Origin of the sequence: Actinotignum vesiculae (assembly GCF_051267215.1) — a bacterium.
Lineage (GTDB): Bacteria > Actinomycetota > Actinomycetes > Actinomycetales > Actinomycetaceae > Actinotignum > Actinotignum schaalii.
The window spans coordinates 44917-69444 of record NZ_JBOZGG010000004.1 but is presented as its reverse complement, the minus strand read 5'-3'; the positions used below and the strand labels follow the sequence as shown (position 1 = coordinate 69444).

Annotated in this window: 18 protein-coding genes; 10 read left to right on the top strand and 8 right to left on the bottom strand. The window is 59.7% G+C overall.

Annotation, left to right across the window (positions count from 1 at the left end):
* Positions 1 to 282 precede the first annotated feature (282 nt).
* On the bottom strand, positions 283 to 510 hold the full coding sequence (locus tag ACRQHG_RS03450; protein ID WP_435719515.1) for a hypothetical protein: 228 nt from the start codon (positions 508 to 510) through the stop codon (positions 283 to 285).
* A gap of 274 nt (positions 511 to 784) precedes the next feature.
* Between ACRQHG_RS03450 and ACRQHG_RS03445 the strand changes: the two genes are divergently transcribed.
* The 3 genes from ACRQHG_RS03445 (at position 785) to ACRQHG_RS03435 (ending at position 3295) form a co-directional block, all read left to right on the top strand.
* Positions 785 to 1279, top strand: a complete 495-nt coding sequence (locus tag ACRQHG_RS03445) for a Panacea domain-containing protein (RefSeq protein WP_435719513.1) — start codon at positions 785 to 787, stop codon at positions 1277 to 1279.
* 104 nt (positions 1280 to 1383) lie between these two features.
* Positions 1384 to 2262 (top strand): DNA-processing protein DprA, encoded by an 879-nt coding sequence (locus tag ACRQHG_RS03440; protein ID WP_435719512.1) that lies wholly within the window; start codon positions 1384 to 1386, stop codon positions 2260 to 2262.
* A 124-nt stretch (positions 2263 to 2386) separates the two neighbouring features.
* On the top strand, positions 2387 to 3295 hold the full coding sequence (locus ACRQHG_RS03435) for a trimeric intracellular cation channel family protein (RefSeq protein WP_435719510.1): 909 nt from the start codon (positions 2387 to 2389) through the stop codon (positions 3293 to 3295).
* Positions 3296 to 3306: 11 nt separating this feature from the next.
* Here ACRQHG_RS03435 and ACRQHG_RS03430 read toward each other — a convergent pair whose 3' ends face one another.
* Entirely contained in the window at positions 3307 to 4950 is a 1644-nt protein-coding gene (locus ACRQHG_RS03430) for an RNA-binding domain-containing protein (protein ID WP_435719509.1), read from the bottom strand.
* 388 nt (positions 4951 to 5338) lie between these two features.
* Between ACRQHG_RS03430 and ACRQHG_RS03425 the strand changes: the two genes are divergently transcribed.
* The 4 genes from ACRQHG_RS03425 (at position 5339) to ACRQHG_RS03410 (ending at position 8624) form a co-directional block, all read left to right on the top strand.
* Positions 5339 to 7051 (top strand): ATP-binding cassette domain-containing protein, encoded by a 1713-nt coding sequence (locus ACRQHG_RS03425; protein ID WP_435719507.1) that lies wholly within the window; start codon positions 5339 to 5341, stop codon positions 7049 to 7051.
* A gap of 49 nt (positions 7052 to 7100) precedes the next feature.
* Positions 7101 to 7313, top strand: a complete 213-nt coding sequence (locus ACRQHG_RS03420) for a hypothetical protein (RefSeq protein ID WP_435719506.1) — start codon at positions 7101 to 7103, stop codon at positions 7311 to 7313.
* A 286-nt stretch (positions 7314 to 7599) separates the two neighbouring features.
* A complete protein-coding gene (locus ACRQHG_RS03415; protein WP_087070053.1) occupies positions 7600 to 8172 on the top strand; it encodes a Panacea domain-containing protein in 573 nt (190 codons plus the stop codon).
* A complete protein-coding gene (locus ACRQHG_RS03410; RefSeq protein WP_435719504.1) occupies positions 8160 to 8624 on the top strand; it encodes a hypothetical protein in 465 nt (154 codons plus the stop codon). Before ACRQHG_RS03415 ends, ACRQHG_RS03410 begins: the two co-directional genes overlap by 13 nt.
* A 187-nt stretch (positions 8625 to 8811) precedes the next feature.
* On the opposite strand, the gene ACRQHG_RS03405 is transcribed toward ACRQHG_RS03410, so the two are convergent.
* From ACRQHG_RS03405 to ACRQHG_RS03390, 4 genes are all read right to left on the bottom strand, one after another.
* Complete coding sequence (locus tag ACRQHG_RS03405; protein WP_435719503.1) at positions 8812 to 9573, bottom strand: hypothetical protein; 762 nt, start codon at positions 9571 to 9573, stop codon at positions 8812 to 8814.
* 153 nt (positions 9574 to 9726) lie between these two features.
* On the bottom strand, positions 9727 to 11520 hold the full coding sequence (locus ACRQHG_RS03400) for an AlwI family type II restriction endonuclease (protein ID WP_435719502.1): 1794 nt from the start codon (positions 11518 to 11520) through the stop codon (positions 9727 to 9729).
* Entirely contained in the window at positions 11507 to 13417 is a 1911-nt protein-coding gene (locus ACRQHG_RS03395) for a Dam family site-specific DNA-(adenine-N6)-methyltransferase (protein WP_435719501.1), read from the bottom strand. The genes ACRQHG_RS03400 and ACRQHG_RS03395 overlap by 14 nt, the downstream gene beginning before the upstream one ends.
* Positions 13418 to 13566: 149 nt before the next feature.
* A complete protein-coding gene (locus ACRQHG_RS03390; protein WP_435719500.1) occupies positions 13567 to 14106 on the bottom strand; it encodes a hypothetical protein in 540 nt (179 codons plus the stop codon).
* Between the two features lie 42 nt (positions 14107 to 14148).
* Between ACRQHG_RS03390 and ACRQHG_RS03385 the strand changes: the two genes are divergently transcribed.
* Complete coding sequence (locus ACRQHG_RS03385) at positions 14149 to 14568, top strand: hypothetical protein (protein ID WP_435719499.1); 420 nt, start codon at positions 14149 to 14151, stop codon at positions 14566 to 14568.
* Positions 14569 to 14705: 137 nt separating this feature from the next.
* Here ACRQHG_RS03385 and ACRQHG_RS03380 read toward each other — a convergent pair whose 3' ends face one another.
* Together ACRQHG_RS03380 and ACRQHG_RS03375 are read right to left on the bottom strand one after the other, a co-directional pair.
* Complete coding sequence (locus ACRQHG_RS03380; RefSeq protein WP_435719498.1) at positions 14706 to 16574, bottom strand: hypothetical protein; 1869 nt, start codon at positions 16572 to 16574, stop codon at positions 14706 to 14708.
* A 4-nt stretch (positions 16575 to 16578) separates the two neighbouring features.
* The gene (locus ACRQHG_RS03375) at positions 16579 to 17418 is read right to left on the bottom strand and encodes a Sir2 family NAD-dependent protein deacetylase (protein ID WP_435719497.1); all 840 of its coding nucleotides are present in this window, start codon (positions 17416 to 17418) and stop codon (positions 16579 to 16581) included.
* Between the two features lie 327 nt (positions 17419 to 17745).
* Between ACRQHG_RS03375 and fbaA the strand changes: the two genes are divergently transcribed.
* Positions 17746 to 18774, top strand: coding sequence for a class II fructose-bisphosphate aldolase (gene fbaA / locus ACRQHG_RS03370; RefSeq protein ID WP_284890454.1), 1029 nt, complete (start codon positions 17746 to 17748; stop codon positions 18772 to 18774).
* Between the two features lie 1111 nt (positions 18775 to 19885).
* Complete coding sequence (locus ACRQHG_RS03365) at positions 19886 to 24439, top strand: SdrD B-like domain-containing protein (protein ID WP_435719496.1); 4554 nt, start codon at positions 19886 to 19888, stop codon at positions 24437 to 24439.
* Positions 24440 to 24528: the final 89 nt, after the last annotated feature.

Sequence of the window (24528 nt, the reverse complement as noted above, 5' to 3'; positions counted from 1 at the left end):
CGCGGCGAGCGAATATAATCCCACCGCACCAGCGGCTCTTTTCCAACTCTTCCGTGAATCACTGAGAAGGTTGACTCATTGACAGCGAGTAAACCGGTTTTCGAATTGAGGAAAACCTCGTAATCGAAGCGGACAATGAGCAGAGGGGCAACGCGAATATCACCCAACAATCTTTTTCGCGGAAGAGCTCCTTTTGTGCCTGTTTGTTTCCGCAGCGAAAATCCGGGGTCAATTAGCTCCCCAAGCGACTGTAAATGTGCCGCGAACTCGTTAGTGAGCTCATCAAATCGTGCGTTCACCACGGTAGTACTCCTCGAATCGATCCAGGCCTTCCATTTCGAAGTAGGCGTTAGTTTCTTTTGGTCCGAGCTGGTAGTTATCAGCGCGCCAGTCGAATTCTTCGCGGGTCATTCTGACCTCACGCAAGATTTCTTCCTTGCGCTTGAGAACATCCTCAAGTGATGTAAACGTAAGTTCCGGAGTACACAGCCGATCCTCAGCAATATCCATTTGTCTCACTCCTTCAATCGCCTCATGGCGAAGTAGTTATGTGTGCTTCTCCGTCATTCTTGCACGGTATGCAAGCGCAAAAAAGAGCTACCCACAACCTGTGGAAAAACGGGGAGTAATTCTGTGGATAACTTAAGCCAGCCATCGAATAGCCCGCGCGATCTTGCCGTTCTCATCGACTGGTTTTGTCAACCTGACTACTTTGAGTCAACTCGGGAAACCTTTAGTCGGCCCCGGTAAGACGATAGGCTAAACGCAGGAGCGGGGAGGCGTCGTGGTCAATGTAGAAAAGTACGAAAACACCATCTTGTTCTTGGCGGCAACGCAAGAAGACGATGCCGTGCATGGGAGCCAAAAACTGGCCAGCCTCCTCTACTATGCCGATTTTGATCGCTTCGAGTACAAGGAATCGATGGTCTCCATTACCGGGGATACCTACCGGAATCGCAGAATGGGGCCGGCCCCCGAAGCCTATCTCGATATTGCCAAGGGTATGGCGGAACGCGGGTTGCTCGCGATAGCGGAAGAAGACAAGCACACGGAGTCGCGCCCTGCTGTTGTCTACAAGGTCTTGCGCGAGCCAGATATGTCGGTTTTTGACGAGGGTGATCGGGTCATCTTGGAGCGAGTTCGCCGGACCTACTCACGCTTGAGCGGGGCGCAGCTGGAAGCGCTGTCCCGCCGTGAAGCGCCCTGGGCAGGCGCGAGCCTCGGGGAGAGCATCCCTTACGAGGCGGCTTTCTATCGGGGTACTAACTTTGACAGTTAGCTACCCTTCGTGCTGTATTCCCACTGTGCGTTAGGTGGCCCGGTCACGTTGGAGGCAGGCCCCGAGTATGACAGCAACGCTAAGGTGGAAACCACAGATAGGGGGTGACAACAACGATGAGCCAGCTGGCCGATATTCTTGCGCTCGCGCGTAAAACCAATAAGAAGATCACGCAGCCGGTACGCCTCGCTACTCTGCTTTATGAAGGAATTGACGCTGCCCTCACGGAGGCTGATCCGGGCGCGCTCCTGCCATGCCAGCTTGAACGCGAACAAGCCGCTCACGATATTGCTACCTGGCAAGAGCGCAGCATCAAGATCCTCTCCGTCTTGGATCATGACTATCCCCAGTACCTTGCCCAGGTTCGTGATGCGCCCTTGCTCATCTACTACGAAGGCAAGATTGATCCTGTAGACCGGGCTGTTGCTATTGTTGGCTCACGCCAGGCCACACGGGGTGACTGCGAACGTGCGCGGTTGATCGCCCAGATGATGGTTGAGCAAGGTTATAGCGTTGCCAGCGGGCTGGCACGCGGTGTTGATACCGCGGCGCACGAAGGGGCATTGGAGGCTGGTGGGCGCACCATCGCCGTGATGGGAACCGGCATCGATATCACCTATCCGCCCGAAAACATCCAGCTACGTTCGCGAATTATTGAGAGCGGGGGCCTGGTCCTCACCCAGTTCGAGCCGGGTGTCGCGCCAACCAAGGCGTCTTTCCCGATGCGCAACGCCACCATGTCCGGATATTCCCAGGCAACCATTGTGGTGGCTGCCGGTGAATATTCAGGGACCCGTAACCACGTACGCTCTGCATTAGCGCACGGGCGCAGCGTTATCCTCCTTGCGCCCGTGGCTCGCGAAACGCAGTGGGCGCGCAAGCTCGTGGGTAATCCTGGCGTGTATATCGCTTCCACTATGAAGGAGATTCGCCAGGCCCTGGCGCACATTGCCCGCGCCTATAACCTCTTTGCGCTCACGTGATCCTAGATCACTCTGCGAGAGCTTGGAGTGCGATGGCGCGGTTGTTGCGTACCACGGAACATCTCCTCCAGCGCCTCTACCACACCACCCCAATCCCACTCCTTGAAAACTTCAGTCCCCTAGAATGGAAGACGTGGATTTGGATACGCTCTCGGAATGGTCTCCGGTTGTTTTTGACCTCTTAGATATTTTCGGGGTGTTCGTGGCGGCCATCCTCGGCGGCATGGTGGCCCGCGAAAAGTCCTTCGACATTGTCGGTTTCGTTATCGTCGCGATTATCAGCGCCCTGGGCGGCGGCATGCTGCGCGATGTCCTCATCCAGCAGGCGCCGCTTCTCAAGGAACCGCCGGTCGCCCTCACCAATCCCTACTATCTCAGCTGCGCCCTGCTCGGGGCGCTGGTGGCGTATCTGCTGCGCCTGCGCGGCAAATGGGTGCGGCGTTTCATGACGGTCATGGACGCCGCAGTCATGGGCGCCTGGACCGCCACCGGCGTGATCAAAACTCTCAACGCGGGGCTGGGTGTGATGCCGGCTGTCATGATGGGCATGATTACTGCGGTGGGCGGCGGGCTCATCCGCGACATCACGGTGGGCCGCACCCCGGTGATTTTCGGCGGCAATACTCTCTACGCCACGGCTTCGCTGATCGCGGCGTTCCCGGCGGTGGTGCTGTGGTACAACCACGCGCCGATGCTTGCGATGGCGGTTTCTACGCTGCTCGCTTCCCTGCTGGTGATTCTGGCTCGCGTTTTCGAGTGGTCGCTGCCCGTGAACCGCGACTATTCCGTTAATGACACGCTCCAGCACGTGAGTTCCTCGCTCAGTCGCCGGATGCATCGGTTGCGTGATGAGGAGCATCGCCGCCAGGCGCGCGCCGAACGCCAGGAACGTGCGGTACGACGCCGCAACCAATCCCGCCAGTCGCTTCGCGCGCGGGCGCTGAGCAAGAAGAGCCAAGCGAATTCTTCCGGGGCGGGTGGCTCCGGGGATTCCGGGCCGAGCGGCTCGGGGAAGCCTTCCAGCGGCGGGTAGTCCTCGGGTAGCTAATCAGCACCCCCTTGTGCAACACCCCGTTCGCAAAGGGTATACGTCGTGGTTCTCACGCCTTGCCCGCCATTGCGCTGGATCACGCCTTCTTCCTGGAGCGGCTTGAGCGCGTAGCGGACCTGCGCGATGGACAGCCCCGTCAGTAGAGCGAGCTCTCCGGTGGAGAGCGCCGTATCATGACTGCGCAAGACCGCGACAATAGCAGGTGCGTTCCGGCTCAGTCCGCGGAGCCAGGCATCTGTATCGCGCGATGCGAGGAGCGGGCCGCCCGTATCGGGCGAAGTGATTTCTTGTGAGGTAATTTCTGGCAGGAGGACGCCAGCGGGCACCGGACCTGGGTCTACGAATGGTGAGATGCGTGCAGGAGATCCGAGAACCGCATCCACGTCAATATCATCGACAGATTGCGGGCGCGGGAAAACTACAGTGACTTTGACTCCCGTATCAATAATTGTGGGAGCAGCAAGCCCGTACCGTTTCATTTCGCGGAGCATCGTTTGGATGCCGCCGCCTTCGCCTTCAATAATATTATTTCCGTCGGAATCGGTCATATAGGTAGCGATGCGGTAGAGGTGCTGGTTGACCTGCACGCGGGTGAGCTCGTCACTCAGTAATTGGGAAACTGTGAGCGACTTGAGCCCGCCGGGGGAAGCAATGATAAGTTTCTGTGGCTCCAAGCGGATATCGATGCTTTTTTCCGTGACTGTGTGAGATCCGAGGTCTCGGTGAACCAAAGCATTGGCTACTGCTTCGCGAATTGCGTTGAGGGGAAGTTCGGGGATGGAACGCAGATCACCGCTCGGGAGGTAGACCTGGTAACTCGTGAGATTATGGCGAATCCAATCCATCACCGCATCGAAGAGTTCTGGAACCGGCCCGTTGAATCGCTTTAGGTCAGAAGTTCGGACCGTCGCGCGAGTGCCCGAGTATCGGACAGCCACGGTTACCGCGAGGGCGGGGCAGGGCCCTTGAGGGAACGTTCCTAATCCATACAACCCCGCGAGGGTGAGCTGGTTCTCGCGCACCACACGAGTATTCCGCAGCACTTCTTCATCGGAGTTTTCACTCAACGAGCGAACCTCACGCCGGCACGCACGTATATACTTCTCCGCGAGGTCGGTTTGGAGGTCACTTACACTCGTATCCGCCACTACCTGTGAGTCTGGTGAATCAATGTCGCGGTCCGTCAGCTTGGCAACTTCCAGCATCCGCTGTTCGTTGGCCGGCATAACGTAATCACCGTCGGCCTGGCGCAGGTAAGGACTGCCCTGGAACGTGGCGGGTTTGTGCATGACAGCGAGCGGGTGCACCTGAGCCGCTACAACGAATGTGCCGTTGACCGTCAGAGTTCGCGTGGTAACCGACGGCGCCGGGATGATCGCGTTTTGTGCAACGCTGACTACGCCTGCTTCGATGTCTGCGGGGCGCGTAACACCGATAACATCGAAATTAGGCTCCGAGACTCCTAAAATAATGAAACCGCCCTCAGGCATATTAGCGAAGGCGCAGATTGTTTTCCCGAGGTCTTCCGGAAGGCCGCCTTGTGCGGCTTTGACCTCGTAAAACGTGTCATCCCCGCAGTGCAGGCGCAAACGAGCAAGAAGGGCAAGCAGCTCTTCTTCGCTTTCTAACTTCGACATCACACTCATAGACTATTATGAGTCACGCGGGTTTTCAATGTCTAAATCGAAGTCTGGGGCGCAAATTATTACTTATACGGTCAAAATTAGCGCTGAGACTGTTAAAATCTACCGCAGACTCTCAATTAGACTGCGAAACTATGAGTCTAACTGTAACTCTAACTATGAGTCTGGCGTCCAGACTTTCAGTCTGCGCGCATTCCACTGCCGCACCATTCACGAGCCATTCGCTAACCATTGACCCACGGCCCGCGTCGTCGCTACATTTACCTATGTAACCGGGGCTACAACCCCACGCTCAAAGGAGGCCATCGTTCCGATGTCGCTGTGATCCCCACTCAGCCCCGCTGAGACGCCGCACCCCGCACCCGCGTCCAAGGAGATCACCATGCCTGCCCTCATTCTTGACAATATTTCATTTTCCTACACCGCCCGCCCGCTCCTCGACCGCATAACCCTGCGCCTCGCCACCGCCGACCGCGCCGTCCTCATCGGCCCGAACGGCTGCGGCAAAACCACCCTGCTGCGCATCGCCGCAGGTCACCTCAGCCCCGAACGCGGCACCGTCACCCGCACCGGCGCCAGCACCATCCCGTGGAACCCCGTGCCGCACGACGACGCCGCCGCGACCGTCGCTCACTTCCTCGACAGCACCTTCGCACCCGCGCGGGAACTACTCGCCCGTTTCGAAACGCTCAGCGCACACCTGGGGGAGGGCGGCCCGGTCGCGGCCGAATACGACCGGCTATTATCCGAGATCACCCGCCTGGACCTGTGGTCGCTTGAGGATAGGGTCGACGACGCTTTGGCTGGTCTGGGCCTGGATATGTTGGCCGGGAGCGGGCGCTCGCGGGAGTTGGCCACGCTCTCCCCGGGCCAGCGCGCGCGGCTAAACTTGGCTGTTGCCCTGGTGGCCCGCCCGCAGGTTCTTATTTTGGACGAACCCACCAATCATCTGGATGCGGAGGCGAGTGCGTACCTCAGCCATATGCTGCGTTCCTGGCCGGGCCCGGTGCTCATGTCCAGCCATGATCGGGCTTTTATTGAGGATGTTGCCACGCTCATTGTGGATATGGATGTGAGTGTATGGGCGCAGCTGGCGCGTGCTGACGGTGGAGGTGAGGTATGTGGGGTGTGGGAGTGCCGCGGTACTTACACGGATTATCTTGAAGCAAAGCGCGATGCGGAGCAACGCTACCGGGCGCTCTACCTGGCCCAACAAGAAGAAAAGACGCAGCTGCGCGCGCATCGCCAGGCGGCCGGAGGTATTGCCCGGGGCGGGGTGCGCCTGGCAAACGCGGAGGGCAAGGCGAAGAAATTCTTCGCGGACCGCGCCCAGAGCACGGCCACCCGCCGCACCCGCCACGACGACCGTAAACTCGAGTCCCTCGCCACCCGGGAAGTACGCAAACCCCGCGGATACACTTTTACGTTCCCGGATTACGCCGGTGGGCCTCCCCGCCTCTCCCCGGTTACCTTCGACCTTTCCCACGGCGAGCACCTCGTGGTCACCGGCGCCAACGGCAGCGGCAAATCCACGCTCCTCACCTGGATCGCCACCGGCACCCCGCCGCCTACTACGTCATCCGTCGCGGTATCGCCCGACTCTCTGCGCCTCACTGCGCCTACTACCGTCGCGCAGCCTGTCGCGGCACCCTCCGCGCGGCCTTCCGGCACTCTCTCCTGCGCGGGCCCGCTGGCTTTCGTCCCGCAGCGTCTCCCGCGCTGCGGAGATCCCGGCTTCGCTCCCGAGGTCTGGAACTCCGGCATTGGTGATCTGGGTACCGGAATCCTGCACCCATCCATGTGGGCAACCCCGATCCCCGAGCTTTCGGCCGGCAACCAGCGCCGCGCCCAGCTCGCTCTCGCACTCGCGGCCCAGCCTGCTGTCCTCGTCATCGACGAACCCACTAACTACCTTGACTTGGCCGCCATGCACGCTCTCGAGGAATCCCTGGCCCGCTGGCCAGGCACGATCATCCTCGCCACGCACGACCGCTGGCTCATCACCCACTGGCCCGGCCCACGCCTCCACCTACCGGACTCTAGCCTTACCGTTCCGGAATCGAAGGGGCTTCACCTCCCCGCCCGCACTCGGTAGTCTCAATCTTGCACACCATAAATCCAACCGCGCGAAAGGGGTGGCCCCAATGGAGTTTCCAGATTCGATGCTTCATCAGGCCGATACACATGCCAGCGGCCAGTTACCTCCAAGCACTCCACGTGAGTCATACGTACCGAATGAACTCACCGAGCAAGTAATTGAACACGCGGAGAAGATCATGGCCGGCGAAATTCCGGAAGACGGCGCCGTTTTCGATAATCTCCGCGACGTCCTCGACTTCCTCGACACTCTCGTCTAAACGGTACTCTCTCAAACGAGTACCGCCATTACGCAGCTGGCCACCTGTACCGCTCCCTCATTCGCCCAGATTTCTCGCAGGCGCTTCGGGAATTGTTGGTCGCTGCACGGGGAAGGGACTACCTGCCATTATTGGGCTGTTGGCAAGGCAACGGGGCGGGTGGCTGCGCCACCCGCCCCGCGTCGTCGTAAAAAGTGTGCTGCGGATAATGTATACGATGCCACATTTTTGCAATAGGCTGAGGTAGGAGACTCTGTCGGTTTTCAAGGGCTGTGAGGGGGTAGGTATGATCACCGTTTTTGATGTTGCGCGGTTTTTTATCCGGAAATCTCCTACGCGAAGCATTCCCGCTATTACCTTGCAGAAGTTGTGCTTCTATGCTTACGGGTGGTATGCCTACGAAACTGCCCGGCCCCTTTTCCGCGAACATTTTTACGCGATGAAGCACGGGCCTGTCATATCCGACCTCTATTCGGCTCATGCTAAAACCATTGAGGTGACGGAAGAGCCGCTTGCGCGTGCCCAGGAGCGTCACGGTTTTTCGCCTGCTGAGTTTTCTCTTTATGAAAAAGAGATTCTTGAGGCCGTGTGGGATTACTACAGCCCGCACGATAGGTGGGAGCTTCGGGATATGACTCATGAAGAACAGCCCTGGATTACTGCCTGGAATAACCGGGTAGAGGGAAGCGAGCGGGCCGATCTCCCTAGCTCCGATATTATCGATCACTTCATAGCTAAAAAAGTCCCGGAAGGGTTGGAATTGCCTGAGCGAGCGGTGACGGTTTTTGAAGAGGAACCTGTTGCCGATTTCGATCACGGGTCCTTCGTTGAGGATATTTTGGCGCTGTGTCGGGCATGAGCCTGTTATCGAAGCATGGCCTGGAGCTTACCCAAATTAGCGCAGGCCATGATCTTTCGTCTTTTTCCACGCTTGGCGATGGCGACTATCACGGAACCTGGCTGCGCCGTCATGCCCTGCGCGCGGATAGCGAAGATCTTTGCCGAGTGTGGGTGGTACTTCCGAAAAACAGCAACGTTCCTCTCGGGTATTTTTGTCTTTCCTCGTACTCGGTATTGTGCGATGATGTCCGGCGCAGAGACAAGTATTTCGATCCGAAAAATGGCGGTACCGCTGGCTCCTATAAAATGCATCCGGCTGTTTTGCTTGGAAAATTTGCTCTCGATGCTTCTTGTGCTGGGAAGCCGCCATTTGGTGTTCTCATGATGTACGGCGTTTTTTCTTGTTTCCTGATAGCATCAGGTTTTCTAGCGCCAGGTATCTTGTCTTGCATACTGGCGATGACGCTTTAGTTCAGTACTATCGCAAAAAGTATGGTTTTAAACCAGCGATACGCCAGGAAAACGACCTGATAACAATGTACGTGACTGGCCAAGAAATTCGCGATGCACTCGAAAAAATTGCAGCGGGTCTTGGCGTCTAACCTGACTGGGCTCATCACCCACTGGCTCGGCCCGCTCCATTATTCCCTCATGCGCCCTAATTCGGCATCGGCTTCTCAATCACCCGCCCGTTTGCCGAGGTAAAGTCCCACACCACGGTGCAGGATGGAGTCTCCTCCCGCGTTGATCCATCCGACGGGCGCACCGCAATCGTGGCGCCCGGCTTCTTTACCGTGAAGTCGAAAGACTCAATCACATCGGTGTTCCGGTTGTATGCAACCCACCCCCGCGTGATAATCCACCCGTCGCCCTCCGAGCATCCCTCGAGGAGGCGAGTATCGGCTGCCGGCACCGCGGTTCCCTCGCGCACGCTCCCGTGGAAGACGCCCCTCTCGTCCGCCGGCCCAAAATCGGCATGCTCAATCAGGAAACGCATATCGCTTTTGAGAACGGGGCCGCCGTCAGCACCGTCCGGCACCCGCGTGCGCACGGTATAGTCACTCGCCTCGTCGCCCGAGTAGGTCACCGCAATGCGCCGTTCGCCCACGTAATTGAGGTCCTCCGGGCCTCCCTTGGCGTTGTCCCAGTGGATAATTCCCATCTCCGCTGCTGCGAGTTCGTCCACGAACCTCAGCGCCTCGCGGGAAATATCCCCGCTGCCCGCATTCTGTTCCGCTGCCGAGGAGCTCGGGCTCGCAGAGTTCACCTCGCCGCCCGCCTCTTCCTTCAAGGCCGACGACGCCGCGCCGGTCTCGCTCCGCGATCCCGCCGCGGGGGCCTGGCTGCTACTCGTGCACGCCCCCAGCAAACACACCGCACATATCCCCGCCACGCCGCGAGCCACATTGTTCCATGCCATGCTTCATCCTACCGCCGCAACGGGCTTCCCAGATTCCAGGCAGGCCAGGCAGGCAAGTTAGGCCAGGATCTTCGCTCGCCTCAACCCCGGCATATCCCTACGCTACAGTCGCTAACGTTTCACAACTACTTGATGCCGACCGGCCGAGGCTTTTCATCTCCGTTGAGGACTGTAAAATGACTGTACATAAGATTCGATTTCTTCTTTCCATCCCGGTGCGCCCGATGTGATATCGCGGCTCGACATAACGGATTGGATTAGCTCGAAAAATACGCGCGGAGATAGGGTCTTGTGCCGGCCTGCGTAATCGACGACTAAACGTAACTGTTTCAAAGTGAGAGGCGCAATATCTAGTCGAACTTTGTCATTATCGCTCAAATACCAGGTCCCAACACGGAAAGTTTCTGCGGCATTAGTATCAATGTTCCGAGCAATAAAAAGACCTAGAACATCTTTTCCGTCTGTGCGATGTTCAGCGAGCATGTCGGCGACGTGACGCCTTACTGGCTCTCCTTCAGCGGCCTCCTGGCGCGAACTTTCGGTAAGCGTAACCTCTATCACAATTACCTTGTCGTCGTATTCCGCAATTATATCTGCACCACCACCAGAAGCAGTGCCAATAGGCAAGAAGTCTTGATCAATGTGGAATCGGCGAACGGAATTTGGGGGAATGGCGAGGTCGCCGAAGGCTAAAACTACCCTCCACAACGTCCACTCTAAGTATGCGGCTCGCTCCTCTTTCGGAATCTTCAGTTCGTAGTCTCCGAATTGGTAGGTAGTCTTATTCTCATCTAGCATTGCAAGGTAGGCCGATATTTCATCGATTTCTCGCGGCTGCTCCAACGCGAATTCAAGTTCTTTATTCTGAAAAATTAGTGCGTCCAGATCGTAGCGCGCGGCACTCGCACCGGCTACTGTATCTAAATCGTAGTTTGATTTGTCGAAAGCGAGGCGTCGGGCTTTCGCGACTTTAATAAGATCTTCGAGTACGGACACAGCGCCACGAATATTGTCGGTTGGAAGTTCGGCACCGCTAAAAAGTCGTTGCATATACGGAACTGCCCCAGGGAGGGGATCGTAGGAGTCATCGCAGATCGCGTGCGCAATAGTCTTTTTTTCAGGGACCAGACTGATTCCACGTCCTTTAGACTGGAAAAGCCCTGTCATTTTAAGGTACCTGAAAGATACGTCTTGATAGTCGTAGAATGTTCCGTAATTACTGTGCGATGCGCCAAGAGTGCGTTGTCGTTCCAAAGCTGATTCCATAGTTTCCGCATCGAACTTCCTTTTGCTAACAGCCCTTTCTCGACGTGTTCGGAGCGCCATTATCTCATCGCAGATGGCTTCGATATCGGAAGTATTGTGAGTGAAAATTACAAGAGATGCCATTTCAAGCCGCGAAATGTATGGCTCTATTCCACTTTTCTCTAACTGTCTTAATATTTCTAAAATATGCCGCAGCGGTGAGAATGGTTTGAATGCGTAATTATGCTCAAGAGGGCTAGGTAAGCTCAACGCTGAAATTGAGCGCAAGAAGACCTCTTGCTGTGCTTGCAGTGACTGTGCGGATAATAAGCGTTGTCCATTTTCGGTAACGGTGTATGGCTTTCCAAGTTCGTTAAGGATTTGTTTTGTGTCAAGCTCTCTAATCTCCTTTAACTTCGTGAAATCTGGGGTGATAAAGCCTAGTTTGCTGAGCCCTGACCGCCATTTTCTGGAAATGGACGTGATATCTTTAGTGCGAGGATTCAACGTAATAATACCGGCGTTATCGAGCGCTCTTGCGATTGCTTCTTCCTCTTCTTTACCCATGCGGCCTTCGAAACCGGCATCGACGAGGGCTTGTAAAGCATTTCTGAGCCGCAAAGGATTTCGCAAGGTCGTGTTGGCTAGGTGCCAAGGCCGTAAGCTGAAGTCGATCTCATGATTCATTTTAATATCCGACAAAAAGGTATTCTTGGACTGAATTTCTATTGTTACCCACTCGAGCGTGTTGATTTCCGAAAGAGTATTTGTAGTTGATCGGAAGCACTTCCACGTTTCGCTTATGTTTGCTCATAATTTCGACCATCTCATCAAGGGTCGGCAATGAGTTGGAGGAGTATGAAACGAGTAAAATCGAGTTCCGATGCTGATGGAATAAACGGTCAAAAGCGTTGTAGGCGCCTTTGCGAGATGCAAATGGAGTCGGATAGGATTTGAATTTCTTTGTTTGAGTGGATTCTTGAATTTCGACTCCCTTCCAGTCGCGCGCAAGTCCCTCAACAAAGTGGTAACGGCGCACGTACTCGTTGTCTGAGCGGAGGGAATAGTACGGCGGGTCGATGTAGGTGAGAGAGTTCGGTACGGCACGCACAGTCATCGCGTCCCCTTTCCTCGAAAGCGATTGCTTGCCGTTATCGAAAATTGCACTATTTATTTCTTGGACAGCTCTGAGGAAATGTTCTTGAAAAGACATCTGTAAATCTTTTCTGCCGTCATCGTAGCGCATTCCGACATAAGTGAAAATTCCGCGCGGGCGTTTTTTTAGACACGCTCGTATTAGCGCCGCCATTGCGATCGAGCGTTCGTATGGATTCTTGATCGTTTTAATGCCCGCCCTCATAGAATCGATGAAAGCGTTATCTTCGTCTGAGTAGTATAAGTCGTGGAAAGTCTCGGAGACGAACCCATCAGTTTTAAAATCGGTCTCAACGAGGCGGCATGCTTTGTCTAAAGGTAGAATAACTTCCGAGTTCTCAATGAGTGCCTTAGCCGAATTTGCACTAAAAGCCATGTAGTCGTTGGCGAGAACGCTCTTTCCTTTCGCTTTGAACATGTATGAAACCACTCCGGAACCGGAAAATAGATCTACAACGTTTTCGTAGTCAAACTGCTCGGCCACAGCCCAGATATCCGACAGTAATTTCTTTTTGGATCCCATGTATCGAGTTGATGGGAAGGCGAGTGTTTGTTTATCGAGGGGTTCACGGCAGGCTTCTAGATTCACTTTACGTTTCGGGGGAATTGTTACAATGACGTCCTCTCCATACCTGCTGGAGGCTTTTGCACTAATCGACCGCTTTGTTTGAACTACGTCAATGTGGAAACCGTCGAATAGTTGGTGAACAAGCGGATGGTTGGAATTTGTTAAAATTACGAAACATCCGAGTTCGTGTAGGCGCTTAATCTCCTGGGCTAGCTGGAGATGATCTTCCTCGTAAAACTGCTCTTTGGTGTAACGCTTAAAGTCGGAATACTTACTTGTCGGTAAGTATGGAGGATCGAGGAAGACGAAATCGCCTGGCTCGGCGTTCGCCTGAAGTATATCTTCGTAGGTGCCTTGAATTATTTCAGCGCTCTGCAGTGCGGATGATACTTCGTAAAGGTTATGTTCATCAACGATCTTAGGGTTTTTGTACCGGCCGTAAGGTACATTGAACTGTCCAGAACGATTGACCCGGTACAATCCATTAAAACATGTACGATTGAGGAAAATTGTCCGTGCTGCCGCAACTGTCGAGGGTAGTTCCTCCCAGTTTTGCGCACGAACAGTATAAAAATAGTCCTCATCGTTACGATGAAGCTTTAAAGCTTCTATTACGGAATGTACGTCATCCTTAACTGCGGTGTACAGGTTGATTAACTCCGGATTTATGTCTCCGATTATGGCTCTTTGGGGTCGTGAAGCGAAAAAGAGTGCTCCGCCACCAAAAAACGGTTCGATATACTTACCGTAGTCTGTCGGCATTCGTTCCAGCAGCTCCGGAAGTAGCTGAGTTTTTCCCCCAGCCCATTTGAGTAACGGGCGCGCCTGGCTGGAATGTTCAGGTATCACTTCTAGAGGAATCAAATTATCAGCCACACTGACGATACTACCAAACGGTAGAGGGTGTGATCTCCCTCGAAGTAGCTATCGAGAAGTGCGTGGAATGGGTGCTGTTTCGACTGACGGTATTTGGAGTGGTGTCTTCTATATGAAGAGGGGTCTGTGGACTGTTCGATCAGGGCATTTTACTCTTGAGGATGCCGCTGGGCTAGGTAGGTGCTGAAGAACACCGCGAAGGCGAGGATCCAGAGCCAGGCCAGGGCAGAGTACCAGTTGAGGCCGCCGAAGAGCGTGATGCGGGGCAGCTCGGTCGCGATGATGAACGAAATGCCGAAGAAAGCACCGTAGACGGCATCCAAGGCATAGCCCCACGGGCTTCGCACGCCACGCGCTCGGCGTAGCGCTGCCGCGGCTATGGTGAGAAGCACGCTCGCCGCCAGGTACACGAGGGTGGAAGTCCAGAACATCCACATCTTCACCTCCGGATCACCGGTGGCCCAGAATAGGAGTATCGCCGCAGCCAACCCGGCAACGACCACGATGAGCAAAGTAGCGCCCTTGCGGTAGCGGTACGCCCTCTCGATGGATTTCTCACGGTTCTTGGGTGCGTGTGTGGAATCTGCAGATGCGCGTGTGGAGCTTGCGGGTGCCTGCGCGGAATCGGCGGGTGCTTGCGTGGTGTCGGTGGGCTGCTGCCTAGGTTCTTGTGTGACATCCTCGTTCATAGGATAATTATGGCCGATATTCAACGGCGAAGGGAACGGACTATGGCAGACGCACCGCAGCATCGGCAGCCGAGCAGGAAAGTCCCCATCGGTAAGATCGCAAGCTTTCTGATCATCCTCCTCGTCGGCTTCGGGCTTGCCCTGTTGGTGGTTTTCCTTGCTGGCCGGCATTCCTTCCCGCTATGGAGCTTCGTCGTCGTACTTATTCTTTTTAGCATCGCCAGTTTCTACATGACGCGCGCGGTGGGGCGGACGCCGCGGCGCTTCGGGTACCTCCTCGACGCCGGCTACGGAATCATTGCCGGGCTGTCCTTCCTGGTGTTTCAGTACGCGTACGAATCGATTCGGTGGCCGTCGTTCCTGCTGGTGGTGTGGATGCTGGTGACCTCGATGGGGTGCAGCGCGTATATCGACAAGCGGCACCCGGTGCCGCAGGTTGGCGCGGGTTCAGAAGAGAAATGATTGGTACGTGAAGCCCGGCCCTGACCCATTCAGCAAAGCGAGTGGGCGGGCCGGTACTGGTGAATAAACTCTAGCAATGCCGCGGCAAGGGCTCAAGGCTGAGGCGACGGCTCAAGAGCGCGGCTGCTGTTCAAGATCTACTTCGCCCGGAAAGCGTAGTAGACGGGCTTGGGGTCAGCGGCGGAATAGTCGGTGCCGACGAAGCCGTAGCCAGGCACGGCATCGGTTATGGTGGCGGGCACTGACCAGACCGGGGCTTCGCCCTGGTTCCAGTCGAAAGCAAAGGTGGCATCACGGGAATCCTCGCGGTAACCCGTCAGCACGATCCCGTTACCGAGCACCACAAAATCCAAGCTAGCGCTCGCGAGCGGAATCTCGCGCAGCTGACCCGCCGCCACTACCGTGGTGGTAGATCCGGTCAAGCTAGAAAGATACGCCACCCCGCCCGGCACGCAGGCGGAGATCGCCACCTGATACCGCGCGGCAGAACCCGCCGGCTGCTGCCCGAGCAGCTTCTCCAGATTCTCCCGCAGCTGCGCGTTACTCGCTTGCGGAGCCGGGCAGCTAGCCTCCCGCACCGACACTTCTCCAGGCAACGGCGCCCCGGTGCTCACCTTCCCCTCCAGCGTGATAGCCAGATTGGCCTCCGGGATGAACCAGCCATCCGCGGTTGGCATGACCGAGGCGCTTTCCACATCCTCGGCCTCCACCGAACCAGAACCCCGCGTGCGGCCTCCGGAATCGAAAACAGTCCAGTTGACCGTGGTGCCCTCCCGATCAAAAAGCAGCAGCTCCCCGCTCGGCGCCACGTGAAAATTCCCGAGCGAGGCAGGGACGGTCAGCTCGGCCAACACCGTGCCATCCGTGGGGGACAGCCAAGAGAAGCGTTCTTCGCCAATATCAGCCCGGGAGAGTAGCACCCCGGGCGCGAAGCCCTGCGCGTCCTCTCCGCTTTCCCAGATCACGGCGCCATCCGCTGCGGCGCGCAGGGTGGCGGGTAGGTCCGAAATATACGAGCTGGCGTAAGGGTTCCCCCAGGAATTCGGCTTGCACCACATATTCGTGGTGTCACCAGCGGGGGCACAGCTGAGCTCCCCGGGCAGCGTGTAGCGCAGCTGCCCGGTTTCCGTGTCATAAAAGCTCGTGGAATTCGCCTTGGCGTTGTAGCCGCCGAAAACGTGCCCGGCGGGGATAACGAAAGGCCGATCCATGAATGACGGAACATGCGAGTCCGTACGCACCGCCTGCGTTTCTGCAAGATTCTGCGGGACGGGTGCGTAACTCACCAGCGGCTGCGCGCCAGCCTCGGGAGCCGCGGCAGCCGCAGCGCCCCCGGCATCGCCGGAATCTGCGCCGCCAGAATCTCCAGCGTTCTGCGCGCTCCCCACCTCGGCCGGTGGATCTCTCACCTCATCTTCCATATCGGCAAGGAAAAACCCGGCCGGGAAGCACACGAAAACAATGATGAGCCACCAGAAAAGGCCGCGGTCCTTCTTTTTCTTCGGCTCCTCGGGTGGCGGCGCGGTATTGACCCGCGCTGCACCGTAGGAACCGGTTGTGCCGCCGGCCTGCGTTGCCCCGTAGATCCCGATTGCGCCGTGGGGCCCGGTTGCGCCGCCGGCCTGCTGCGCACTCGCACTCGCGGGATAGGGGGCCGGCGGGACGGTGGGCAGCAGTTGCGCCGAACTTGCGTAAGCCTGGCGCATCGCCCGCTCATCGCGCGGATGCGGTTTCGTGCGGGAGCTTTGGCGAGTGCGCGAGCGCTCTTTGCCCCGCGAACCCGCGCCACCCCGCGAACCTTCCTTCGCCCGCGCCACCACCGGCCGGCGCTCGCTTTCCGGCTCCGAGAAAGCCGAGCCGGAGCCTGCGCGCGGCGGGCTTTCCGAAAACGCCGAACGGTGCGCGCGGGTTTGCCATTCGGCCAGGTCCTGGGCGCGTTTACGTTGGCGGCGGCGTTTGAACCAGCCGCGTGCGCCGTCGTCGTCGCTAAAAGCTGAACCACGCATGGACTCACGCTCCTAAAAGATCCGCGGCGCCCGCGAGCACCGTCCCCACGTCCCCCTCCACGCGCAGATCGGCGTAACGATCCGCGGTAGTGGGGCCGATATTAATAATTGCGCACGCCGCGCCGTGCTGGAGCGCCTCGCCCAGCACCCACGAACCGGTCAGCACCGCGAGCGACGTGCCCACCACCAGCGCCACATCCGCCTCGCGCGCCCACGCAAAAGACTGCTCCATCGCGTCGCGCGGCAAGGCCTCGCCGAAAAATACCACCGCGGGTTTGAGTAGACCGCCGCAGCGCGGGCACGGCGCCACCCGGAACGTGGAGGCCTCCGCCCCGGCACGATCCGCGGAAGCCAAAATCGCCACGTGCGCCGGATCGGGATCCTCGGGCCAGCCCGGGTTGAGCGCGTCGAGCTGCGCCGCAATCTCCGCGCGCGGGAACTCCGCCCCGCACTCCACGCATACGACCCGCAAAAAATTCCCGTGCAGTTCCGCGAGCTTGGTGGAACCGGCTTTCTGGTGGAGATTATCGACATTTTGAGTAGCGACACCATTAATAAGGCCCGCTTTTTCGAAACGCGCCAGTGCCGTGTGGGCATTATTGGCGACGACGCCGCTCAGCGCGCGCCACGTCTCCTGATTACGTTGCCACACCCAGCGCTGCCATACCGGATCCGAAACGAAAGCGTCGTAATCAATGGAGGGGGTATCGGAGGAGCCGGTGCCGCGGTAATCGGGAATGCCGGACGCCGTGGAGACGCCCGCCCCCGCGATAACTACGGTGGTGCGCCCGGCCATGAGCTCGGCTAGTTCGCAAGCGGCCTCGGTGGTGTCGCTGGTGATCATGGTGACTCCCTCGTGCTGGCTCCGGTGGTTCGGGCGGTGCGGCGGCCGGTGCGGATCGGTCCCATGCGGGCGCGCGTGCGTGCACCGGGCCGGCATGCCGCTTCCTCGCTCATCGTATCCCGAATGCGCGGCGGGGTGAATCTTTCGCCTCAGGGCAAAGGTCCGGCCACGGCGGGGTCAAACGTGGGATAATAAAATCTGTTTGAGGAACCCTCAAAGAGTGTCGGTCGCGGCACTCGCACGGAGCCTTCGCCACATCGCGGTGGTTCGCGTGCTCACACAGAAAACCTCTCGGACAGATGGTTCGAGGAACGCCGAATAAAGGAGATCTCAGTGGCTGTTGCAACCCGCGAACAGTACGACGAAATGCTCAACCGCGCCAAGGCAAATAAGTTTGCCTACCCGGCCATCAATGTCACCTCGTCCCAGACGGCCACCGCTGCCCTGCGCGGTTTCGCGGAAGCCGAATCGGACGGCATCATCCAGGTGTCCGTGGGCGGCGCCGAATACCTCTCCGGCTCCACCGTCAAGGACCGCGTGGCCGGTTCCATCGCCCTGGTGGAGTACGTGCGCGCCGTCGCCAAGAACTACGATGTGACCATCGCCCTGCACACCGATCACTGCGCCAAGCAGAACATCGATTCCTGGATCCGCCCGCTTATGGAGCTCGAAGCTGAGCAGCACAAGGCCGGCAAGCAGACCTACTTCAACTCCCACATGTGGGACGGCTCGGCCGTGCCGCTGGATGAGAACCTGGAAATCGCCAAGGAGCTGCTGGCGCTCTCCCAGAAGGCCAATACCATTCTCGAAATTGAGATCGGTGTTGTGGGTGGCGAAGAAGATGGCGTCGTCGGCGAAATCAACGAGAAGCTGTACACCACCGCTGAGGACGGCCTCAAGACGGTTGAAGCGCTGGGCCTGGGCGAAAACGGCCGCTACATCACCGCGCTGACCTTCGGGAACGTGCACGGCGTGTACAAGCCCGGCCACGTCAAGCTGCGCCCCGAAATCCTCGGTGAGATCCAGAAGGAAGTCGGTGCCAAGGTTGGCAAGGAATCGCCCTTCGATCTGGTCATGCACGGTGGCTCCGGCTCCACCGCCGAAGAAATCCGCACCGCGGTGGAAAACGGCGTCATCAAGATGAACGTGGACACGGACACCCAGTACGCCTACACCCGCCCGGTGGCCGACTGGATGATGACCAACTACTCCGGCGTTCTCAAGATCGACGGCGAAGTGGGCAACAAGAAGCAGTACGACCCGCGCTCGTGGGGCAAGGCCGCCGAAGCCGGCATGGCCGCCCGCGTTGTCGAAGCGTGCGAGCGCCTCGGCTCCACCGGCACCCGCATGAAGTAAGGGCGGTGCTTTCGGGCCGCTCGCGAAGCGGGCGTGTTCGTGCGTGAAGTAGACGCGCCGCGCTTAGCTTTCGCAAGTGCGCGAGCCTTTCGTGGCTCCGCGCATGAGCCGTAACAGCGGTAATAGCGGCAACAAGGGCCGGTAGCTCATTTTTGGGCTACCGGCCCTTTGTGCTGCTTTGTCACTGCAGCACGGGCCTGGTGGCCAGCCACCACCCGGAGGCGATCTGGCATCTGGCCGCCCGGGCCCGATCTAGCCCGCCCCGGAAACGAAGTGTGTATAAGAGCACCGTTTCGGAGCGATTTCGTGTTCCTTACGCGCACTTCGCGGGGGTCGATGTCCAGAACGCGCACTTCGCAGCCTTGAAGCTGAAAATGACCCATTCCACCGATCCCGCGCCGGCGGGAGGCGGGTGTGTTTTTCTGAGGTGTACTTCGCATGTACGACATCTGCACTACAGCTCTGACAACACCTACCACGCCCGCAGGGGCTAGTGCGCCGATTGTGGTTCGTGTGACTTGTGTGATTTCCACGATCAGCTCCCACGTCGGCGCGAAAAACGTAGTGCAAATTGGCGCACGGTTTTGGCGATTTTTCTGTCACCAGGTTGCACTACGTGGCGTGCGCGGTCCTGGATTTGCATTATGTGGTGCCGAGCGACAGCATTCGAGCGATGGCGCTCCGGCGCGGGCGGCCTTCCGCGGTACCGCGGTGCCGTAGCCAATATTGGTGCGCCGCCGCCACCACCGCCACCACCGCCACCACGAGGCCGCCGCGCCGCGACATCGACGCCGCCACCACACCGCCGCCACCGCCACCACGAGGCCGCCGCGCCGCGACATCGACGCCGCCACCACACCGCCGCCACCACACCGCCGCCACCAGCGCAAATGGTCATACTCTGAGACAGTTACCTCGGAAGATAAGATTTACCACATAGTTATTTAAGTCGTGCTTGAACACCTTCCAAACGGTTTATAATCGCGGGGCGCCAGGAGTACCTCGAGTCATCAAGGTGTTTCCGCAGCTGAGCCATGTGTTTGGGGGCGTCTCACCGCGCCGCCGGGGCGTGGAATCCGGTAAAAACGGGTAACTAATAAGGGATCTAAGAATGCAAAAATTAAGAACGGGAGCGGCGCGTTCGCGAGTCGCGGCGCACCGGTTGATCACGGGTGCGGTGGCGGCGCTTATTGCCGCCGTCGTCGCGGTGGGCGGAGCGATTCCGCTGACCGCGCCGGCCATGGCCGCGAATGTGCGAGTCACAACGAATGGTGACAACGCCGCAAACACCACCGGCGACAACACCAACACCACCGGCAACAACACTGAAAACTCCGAAAACGCCGAGCGCGCCGCGGAAGCAGCCTCGGCCCGCCTGGAAGTCGCGGTGGCCGAACCCGCCGAGCAGAAAGCCAACGGCGTGAAATCCGGCGCCCTGGCCAGCTACGACGTGCAATGGTCCTGCGCCGGCGTGCAAGGTCAATGCGAGAACACCACTCTCAGCGTGACCATCCCCGGCCTGGTTGATTCCATCTCGGATACCGACAAGCTCCCTCTCACCCACGTGAGCGCCACCAATTCTTCCCACGATCAATCCGCAGTCCCGGTGCGCGAAGGCGATACCTACACCTGGAACCTGGGCACCGTGCCGGTGGGAACCACCGGCGCCATGCGCGTGCAGGTACGCCCGGAGAACCTGCGCTGGCCCGAAGGCGAAGCGATCCACCCGAAGGTTGCCGGCGAAACAAACGGCCTGGTAGCTGACCCGGTGGAACTGGCCACCCCGGTGCATGCCACCCCCACCATCGCGGTCCGTAAATTCGCTCCCGAATCCCAGCCGGCCATCGGCGGCCAGTACACCTACACCATTACCGCCGGTTACGAAGGCGCCTTCAATACCAACGAGAACAAATTCAAGGACCCGGGCACCGGCACTCCCGGCCTCATGGGCCTCACCGAAATCCGCCTGGTCGATACCCTGCCCGAAGGCGCGGAATTTGTGCGCGCCACCCATGACGGCACCTACGACCCGGCCACCCGCACCGTCACCTGGGTGGTTCCCGGCTCACCCGTCGTACGCGCCATCGAAGATTACCGCGTCACGGTAGCCTTCCCCGCCGGCACCTTCGCCGAAGGCGCCAGCGCCACCAACAACGTGCAAGCCACCGGCACCCCGCTCGATCCCAAGCACGCGGACGTCACCGCCACCGATTCCGTGACCCGCCAGCTGCAAAACCTGCGTGCCGAAGGCAATTTCCGCAAAACCGCCAATAAGGCCGTGACCCAGCGCGACGGGGAAGCCAGCTGGGATATTTCCTGGTCGAATACCGGGAATGTTCCCCTGCGTATGCACGTGGCTGATAACCTGCCCTGCCGCTACGTCTCCCCGGAAACGCCCGGTGCCTGCGCCACCCCGGCCCTGCGCAATGTCAAGGCCGGCCTGGTCCGCCCGCTCCGTAAGAATGTCCCGGCGAAAGTCACCTACACCACCACGAGTGGGAAGCAGCTGAGCGTCGTCGTCGACCCAACTACCACACGCGATTTCCCGCTCACCGTTCCCGAGGGCGAAGAGATCACCTCCATCGTCCTGGACGTGGACGTGGTCAACGGTGAACGGAGCGATATTACGCTGGAAATCCGCGGAACCGTGGTGGCGGACTTCCCGGCCGATGTGCATAACGGCACCACCGCGCCCGACGGCGCCACCTACAGCTCCGCCCCGCGCTACGAGGTCCCCACGCTGGAAAATCGCGCCGTCGTAACCGCGCAATCCCTCGATTTTGCCGGCAACCCGACCCCGGACCTGCCCGCGAAGATTACCACGCGGGAAGCCGCGGCGCAGGTCGCGATTGTGGACGGCTACCCCACCTACGGGGTGTCGAAAACCTCGCACCTGGGCGGCCAGATGGTCGGCAACCTCGACACCAAGCCCGGTGAGCTCTTCCAAACCGGCCAGACCTACACCTTCGGGCTGGGCTTCTACACCGGCAAGGGCGCCAAACTCTACCCGGTGATCATGGACCTGCTCGCCCCCGGCATGGAATACGATCCCACGCAGAAGATCACCACCTCCGCGAACTGGCCGGCCACCCTCCCGCTCGACAAAATGCGGGTGGAAACCGAAATGAAAACCGTGGACGGCAAGCAGCGCCAACTGGTGCGTTTCACCTGGCCGAACGACGACGCTAACGGCGCCGCGGGCACACCCGACGGCGCGGGCGACTACTTCGCCCCGCCCAGCACCGGCGATCAAAGCCGCTCCAACTCCTCGGAAATGGTGCTCTACTTCGGCGCGAAAATCACCGCGGCCACCGAGCCCGGCGAAAACACCAACGACATGATCCTCGCGGATGCCAAGCGCCCGAACCTGGGCACCGCCGTCGCCCCGAACCAGTGCATCCGCAATTGGTGGGCACGCACGGACAGCCGCAAACTCACCGATAACCTCGACGGCCTCAACCGCCCCGAAGCGCGCGGCTGCACCACCTCCACGAAGTTCAACGTGGCGGGCTTGCCGGCGCTCGCGGGCAAGAATTACGTGAAGGGCGACGTCGATACCGAGTTCCAGGCCAACCCGAATTACGGGACCGTTTCGCCGGCCTCCAATGCCGAACTCAAGCTGGACCTGGTCAATAACGGCAATGCGGGGGTCTCCGGGGTGGTGGCCTACGATGTGCTGCCCTACCCGGGTGATCACGGCGTGAGCGGCGCCAATACCCCCGAAAATGAGCGTGGCTCCACGTGGCGCCCGCGCCTCAACGGTTCGCTGACCTTCGGGGAAGGCACCCCGCAGCCCACCTCGGTGCTGTACTCCACCTCGATTAACCCGTGCCGCGGCGAAGTCATGGAGCTGGGCGCCGCCCAGGATTCCAGCCCGCAGAATTGCGAGCCGGGCACGTGGAAGACCGCCGAGGAACTGGGCGGGGACTTCTCCCAGGTGCGCGCTTTCCGGGTGGAATTCCCGCAGGATGCCAAGCTCACCCGCGCGGATACCTGGACGATCAACGCCAATGTGACGGCCCCGGCCGCCGCCCGCGGCATCGCCTGGAATAGCTACGCGGTGACCGGCAAGAACGCCGAAACCGGCGCGCCCGTGATGCCGACCGAACCGGCCAAGGTGGGGCTGACCATGCCCTTTGACCTGGACCTCACCAAGGAAAATATTCACGCGAAATCCGCTGATCTCGGCGTGCTGAGTGAGAAGGTTACCGCCGATCCCGCGCACGCCGGCCTGGCCGAGGGCGTGCAGCTCGCCGATATCGAGAAGCAGAACGAAACCGAGCGTTGGGCCACCGGCTCCGTGGTGGAGTACGTGGTGCGCGCCAAGAACGCCGGCCCCGGCTTCGCCACTGGCGTGGAAATCACCGATATGCTCCCCAAGGGCGTCACCTACGTGGGCTACTGGAGCACCAACGGCGGATACGATGCCGCCACCGGCACCTGGCGCATTAATGACACGGTGACCGAAGTTGTGGATCCGAGCACCGGCGACCCGGTGGAGGGCGCGGACCCGAGCGCCACCGATGATGCCTACCTGCGCTTCACTCACGAACGCGGGATCGCCCCGGGCGGCGAAGAGGTGCTGCACCTGTACGCGGTGGTTGATGAAACCGCGCGCTCCCAGCAGGTCTGCAACGAGGCCCTCACCCCGGCCAAGGATCGCCTCGATTCGAAGGGCCAGAAGTTCGCGGGCACGAAGGCGAATGCCTGCCTGACCGTGGGCGTGAACCTGGGGGACCGCATCTTTGAGGATACGAATAATAACGGCGCGGACGATCCGGGCGAGCCGGGCCTGGCAGGCGTGACCGTGAAGGTGTTCCGCCCCGGCGATACGGAACCATTTATAACGACGACGACGGACGCCAGCGGCAAGTACCTTGTGCGAGGCCTGGAACCTGGCACGTACTCGGTTGTGGTTGATCGCGCGACCCTCCCGAAGCGCGAGGGGACCTGGGAAACGACCCATGTCCGGGAAGGCTCGGGAGATAAGGACAAGGCCAGCTCCGGGGAAATCACCCTGAGCACCGCCGATGTGCTGGATGCCGATTTCGGCTTCCACTACGTGGCGCCGGTCCCGCCTGTGCCGCCCCAGCCCCCGGTACCGCCGGAGCCTCCGGTGCCGCCGGCACCCGAGCCCACGACTCCGGAACCGACCACGCCCGCGCCGGCTCCTTCGCCGACGACCACGGCGCCCGCGCCGCAGCCGACGACGGATCGCGCGCAGCCCGATCCGGAGCCCACGCCGAGCGTGACAACGACGGAGCCGGCTCCGCCCGCGCCGGAGCCGCAGCCCACCACGCCGGAACCCGTGCCAACAACCACGGCGCCGGCACCCGGGCCGCAGCCGACATCGCCCGAGCCCACAACTCCGGAACCGACGGTGCCCGCGCCGAGCTCGCCGGAGCCGAGCGCTCCGGAAGCAACAACGCCGGTCCCGAGCACCCCGGTGCCTACGGCGAGCACCACGGCGCCCGCGCCCCAGCCCAGCGCAAGCAGGGACGGGCCGGCGGCGTCGTCGACCCCGAGTGCGAACCCAACTCCGCCCGCGCAGGCTGGCTCCGGCCCGCGCCTGCCGCACACCGGTGCGGGAGTGCTGGGAGCCGCGGGAGCGGTCCTCGCGCTGCTAGCCAGCGGGGTGTTGGTGCTGCGCCGTCGTGGAGAATAGTGGCGGCGTGGCGGCGGGGCGGATAGCGCCGCCGGGTGAATAACCGCGGCGGTACATCCGCAGCCGCGTAGCGATCAGGCGGGAGAGCC

Coding starts and splice junctions, on each gene's coding strand:
- ACRQHG_RS03420 (WP_435719506.1), top strand. CDS start 7,101: ATGGAGTTTCCAGATTCGATGCTTCATCAGGCCGATACACATGCCAGC.
- ACRQHG_RS03435 (WP_435719510.1), top strand. CDS start 2,387: ATGGAAGACGTGGATTTGGATACGCTCTCGGAATGGTCTCCGGTTGTT.
- ACRQHG_RS03375 (WP_435719497.1), bottom strand. CDS start 17,418: ATGATCACCAGCGACACCACCGAGGCCGCTTGCGAACTAGCCGAGCTC.
- ACRQHG_RS03430 (WP_435719509.1), bottom strand. CDS start 4,950: ATGTCGAAGTTAGAAAGCGAAGAAGAGCTGCTTGCCCTTCTTGCTCGT.
- ACRQHG_RS03405 (WP_435719503.1), bottom strand. CDS start 9,573: ATGGCATGGAACAATGTGGCTCGCGGCGTGGCGGGGATATGTGCGGTG.
- ACRQHG_RS03450 (WP_435719515.1), bottom strand. CDS start 510: ATGGATATTGCTGAGGATCGGCTGTGTACTCCGGAACTTACGTTTACA.
- ACRQHG_RS03425 (WP_435719507.1), top strand. CDS start 5,339: ATGCCTGCCCTCATTCTTGACAATATTTCATTTTCCTACACCGCCCGC.
- ACRQHG_RS03390 (WP_435719500.1), bottom strand. CDS start 14,106: ATGAACGAGGATGTCACACAAGAACCTAGGCAGCAGCCCACCGACACC.
- ACRQHG_RS03415 (WP_087070053.1), top strand. CDS start 7,600: ATGATCACCGTTTTTGATGTTGCGCGGTTTTTTATCCGGAAATCTCCT.
- ACRQHG_RS03385 (WP_435719499.1), top strand. CDS start 14,149: ATGGCAGACGCACCGCAGCATCGGCAGCCGAGCAGGAAAGTCCCCATC.
- ACRQHG_RS03365 (WP_435719496.1), top strand. CDS start 19,886: ATGCAAAAATTAAGAACGGGAGCGGCGCGTTCGCGAGTCGCGGCGCAC.
- ACRQHG_RS03380 (WP_435719498.1), bottom strand. CDS start 16,574: ATGCGTGGTTCAGCTTTTAGCGACGACGACGGCGCACGCGGCTGGTTC.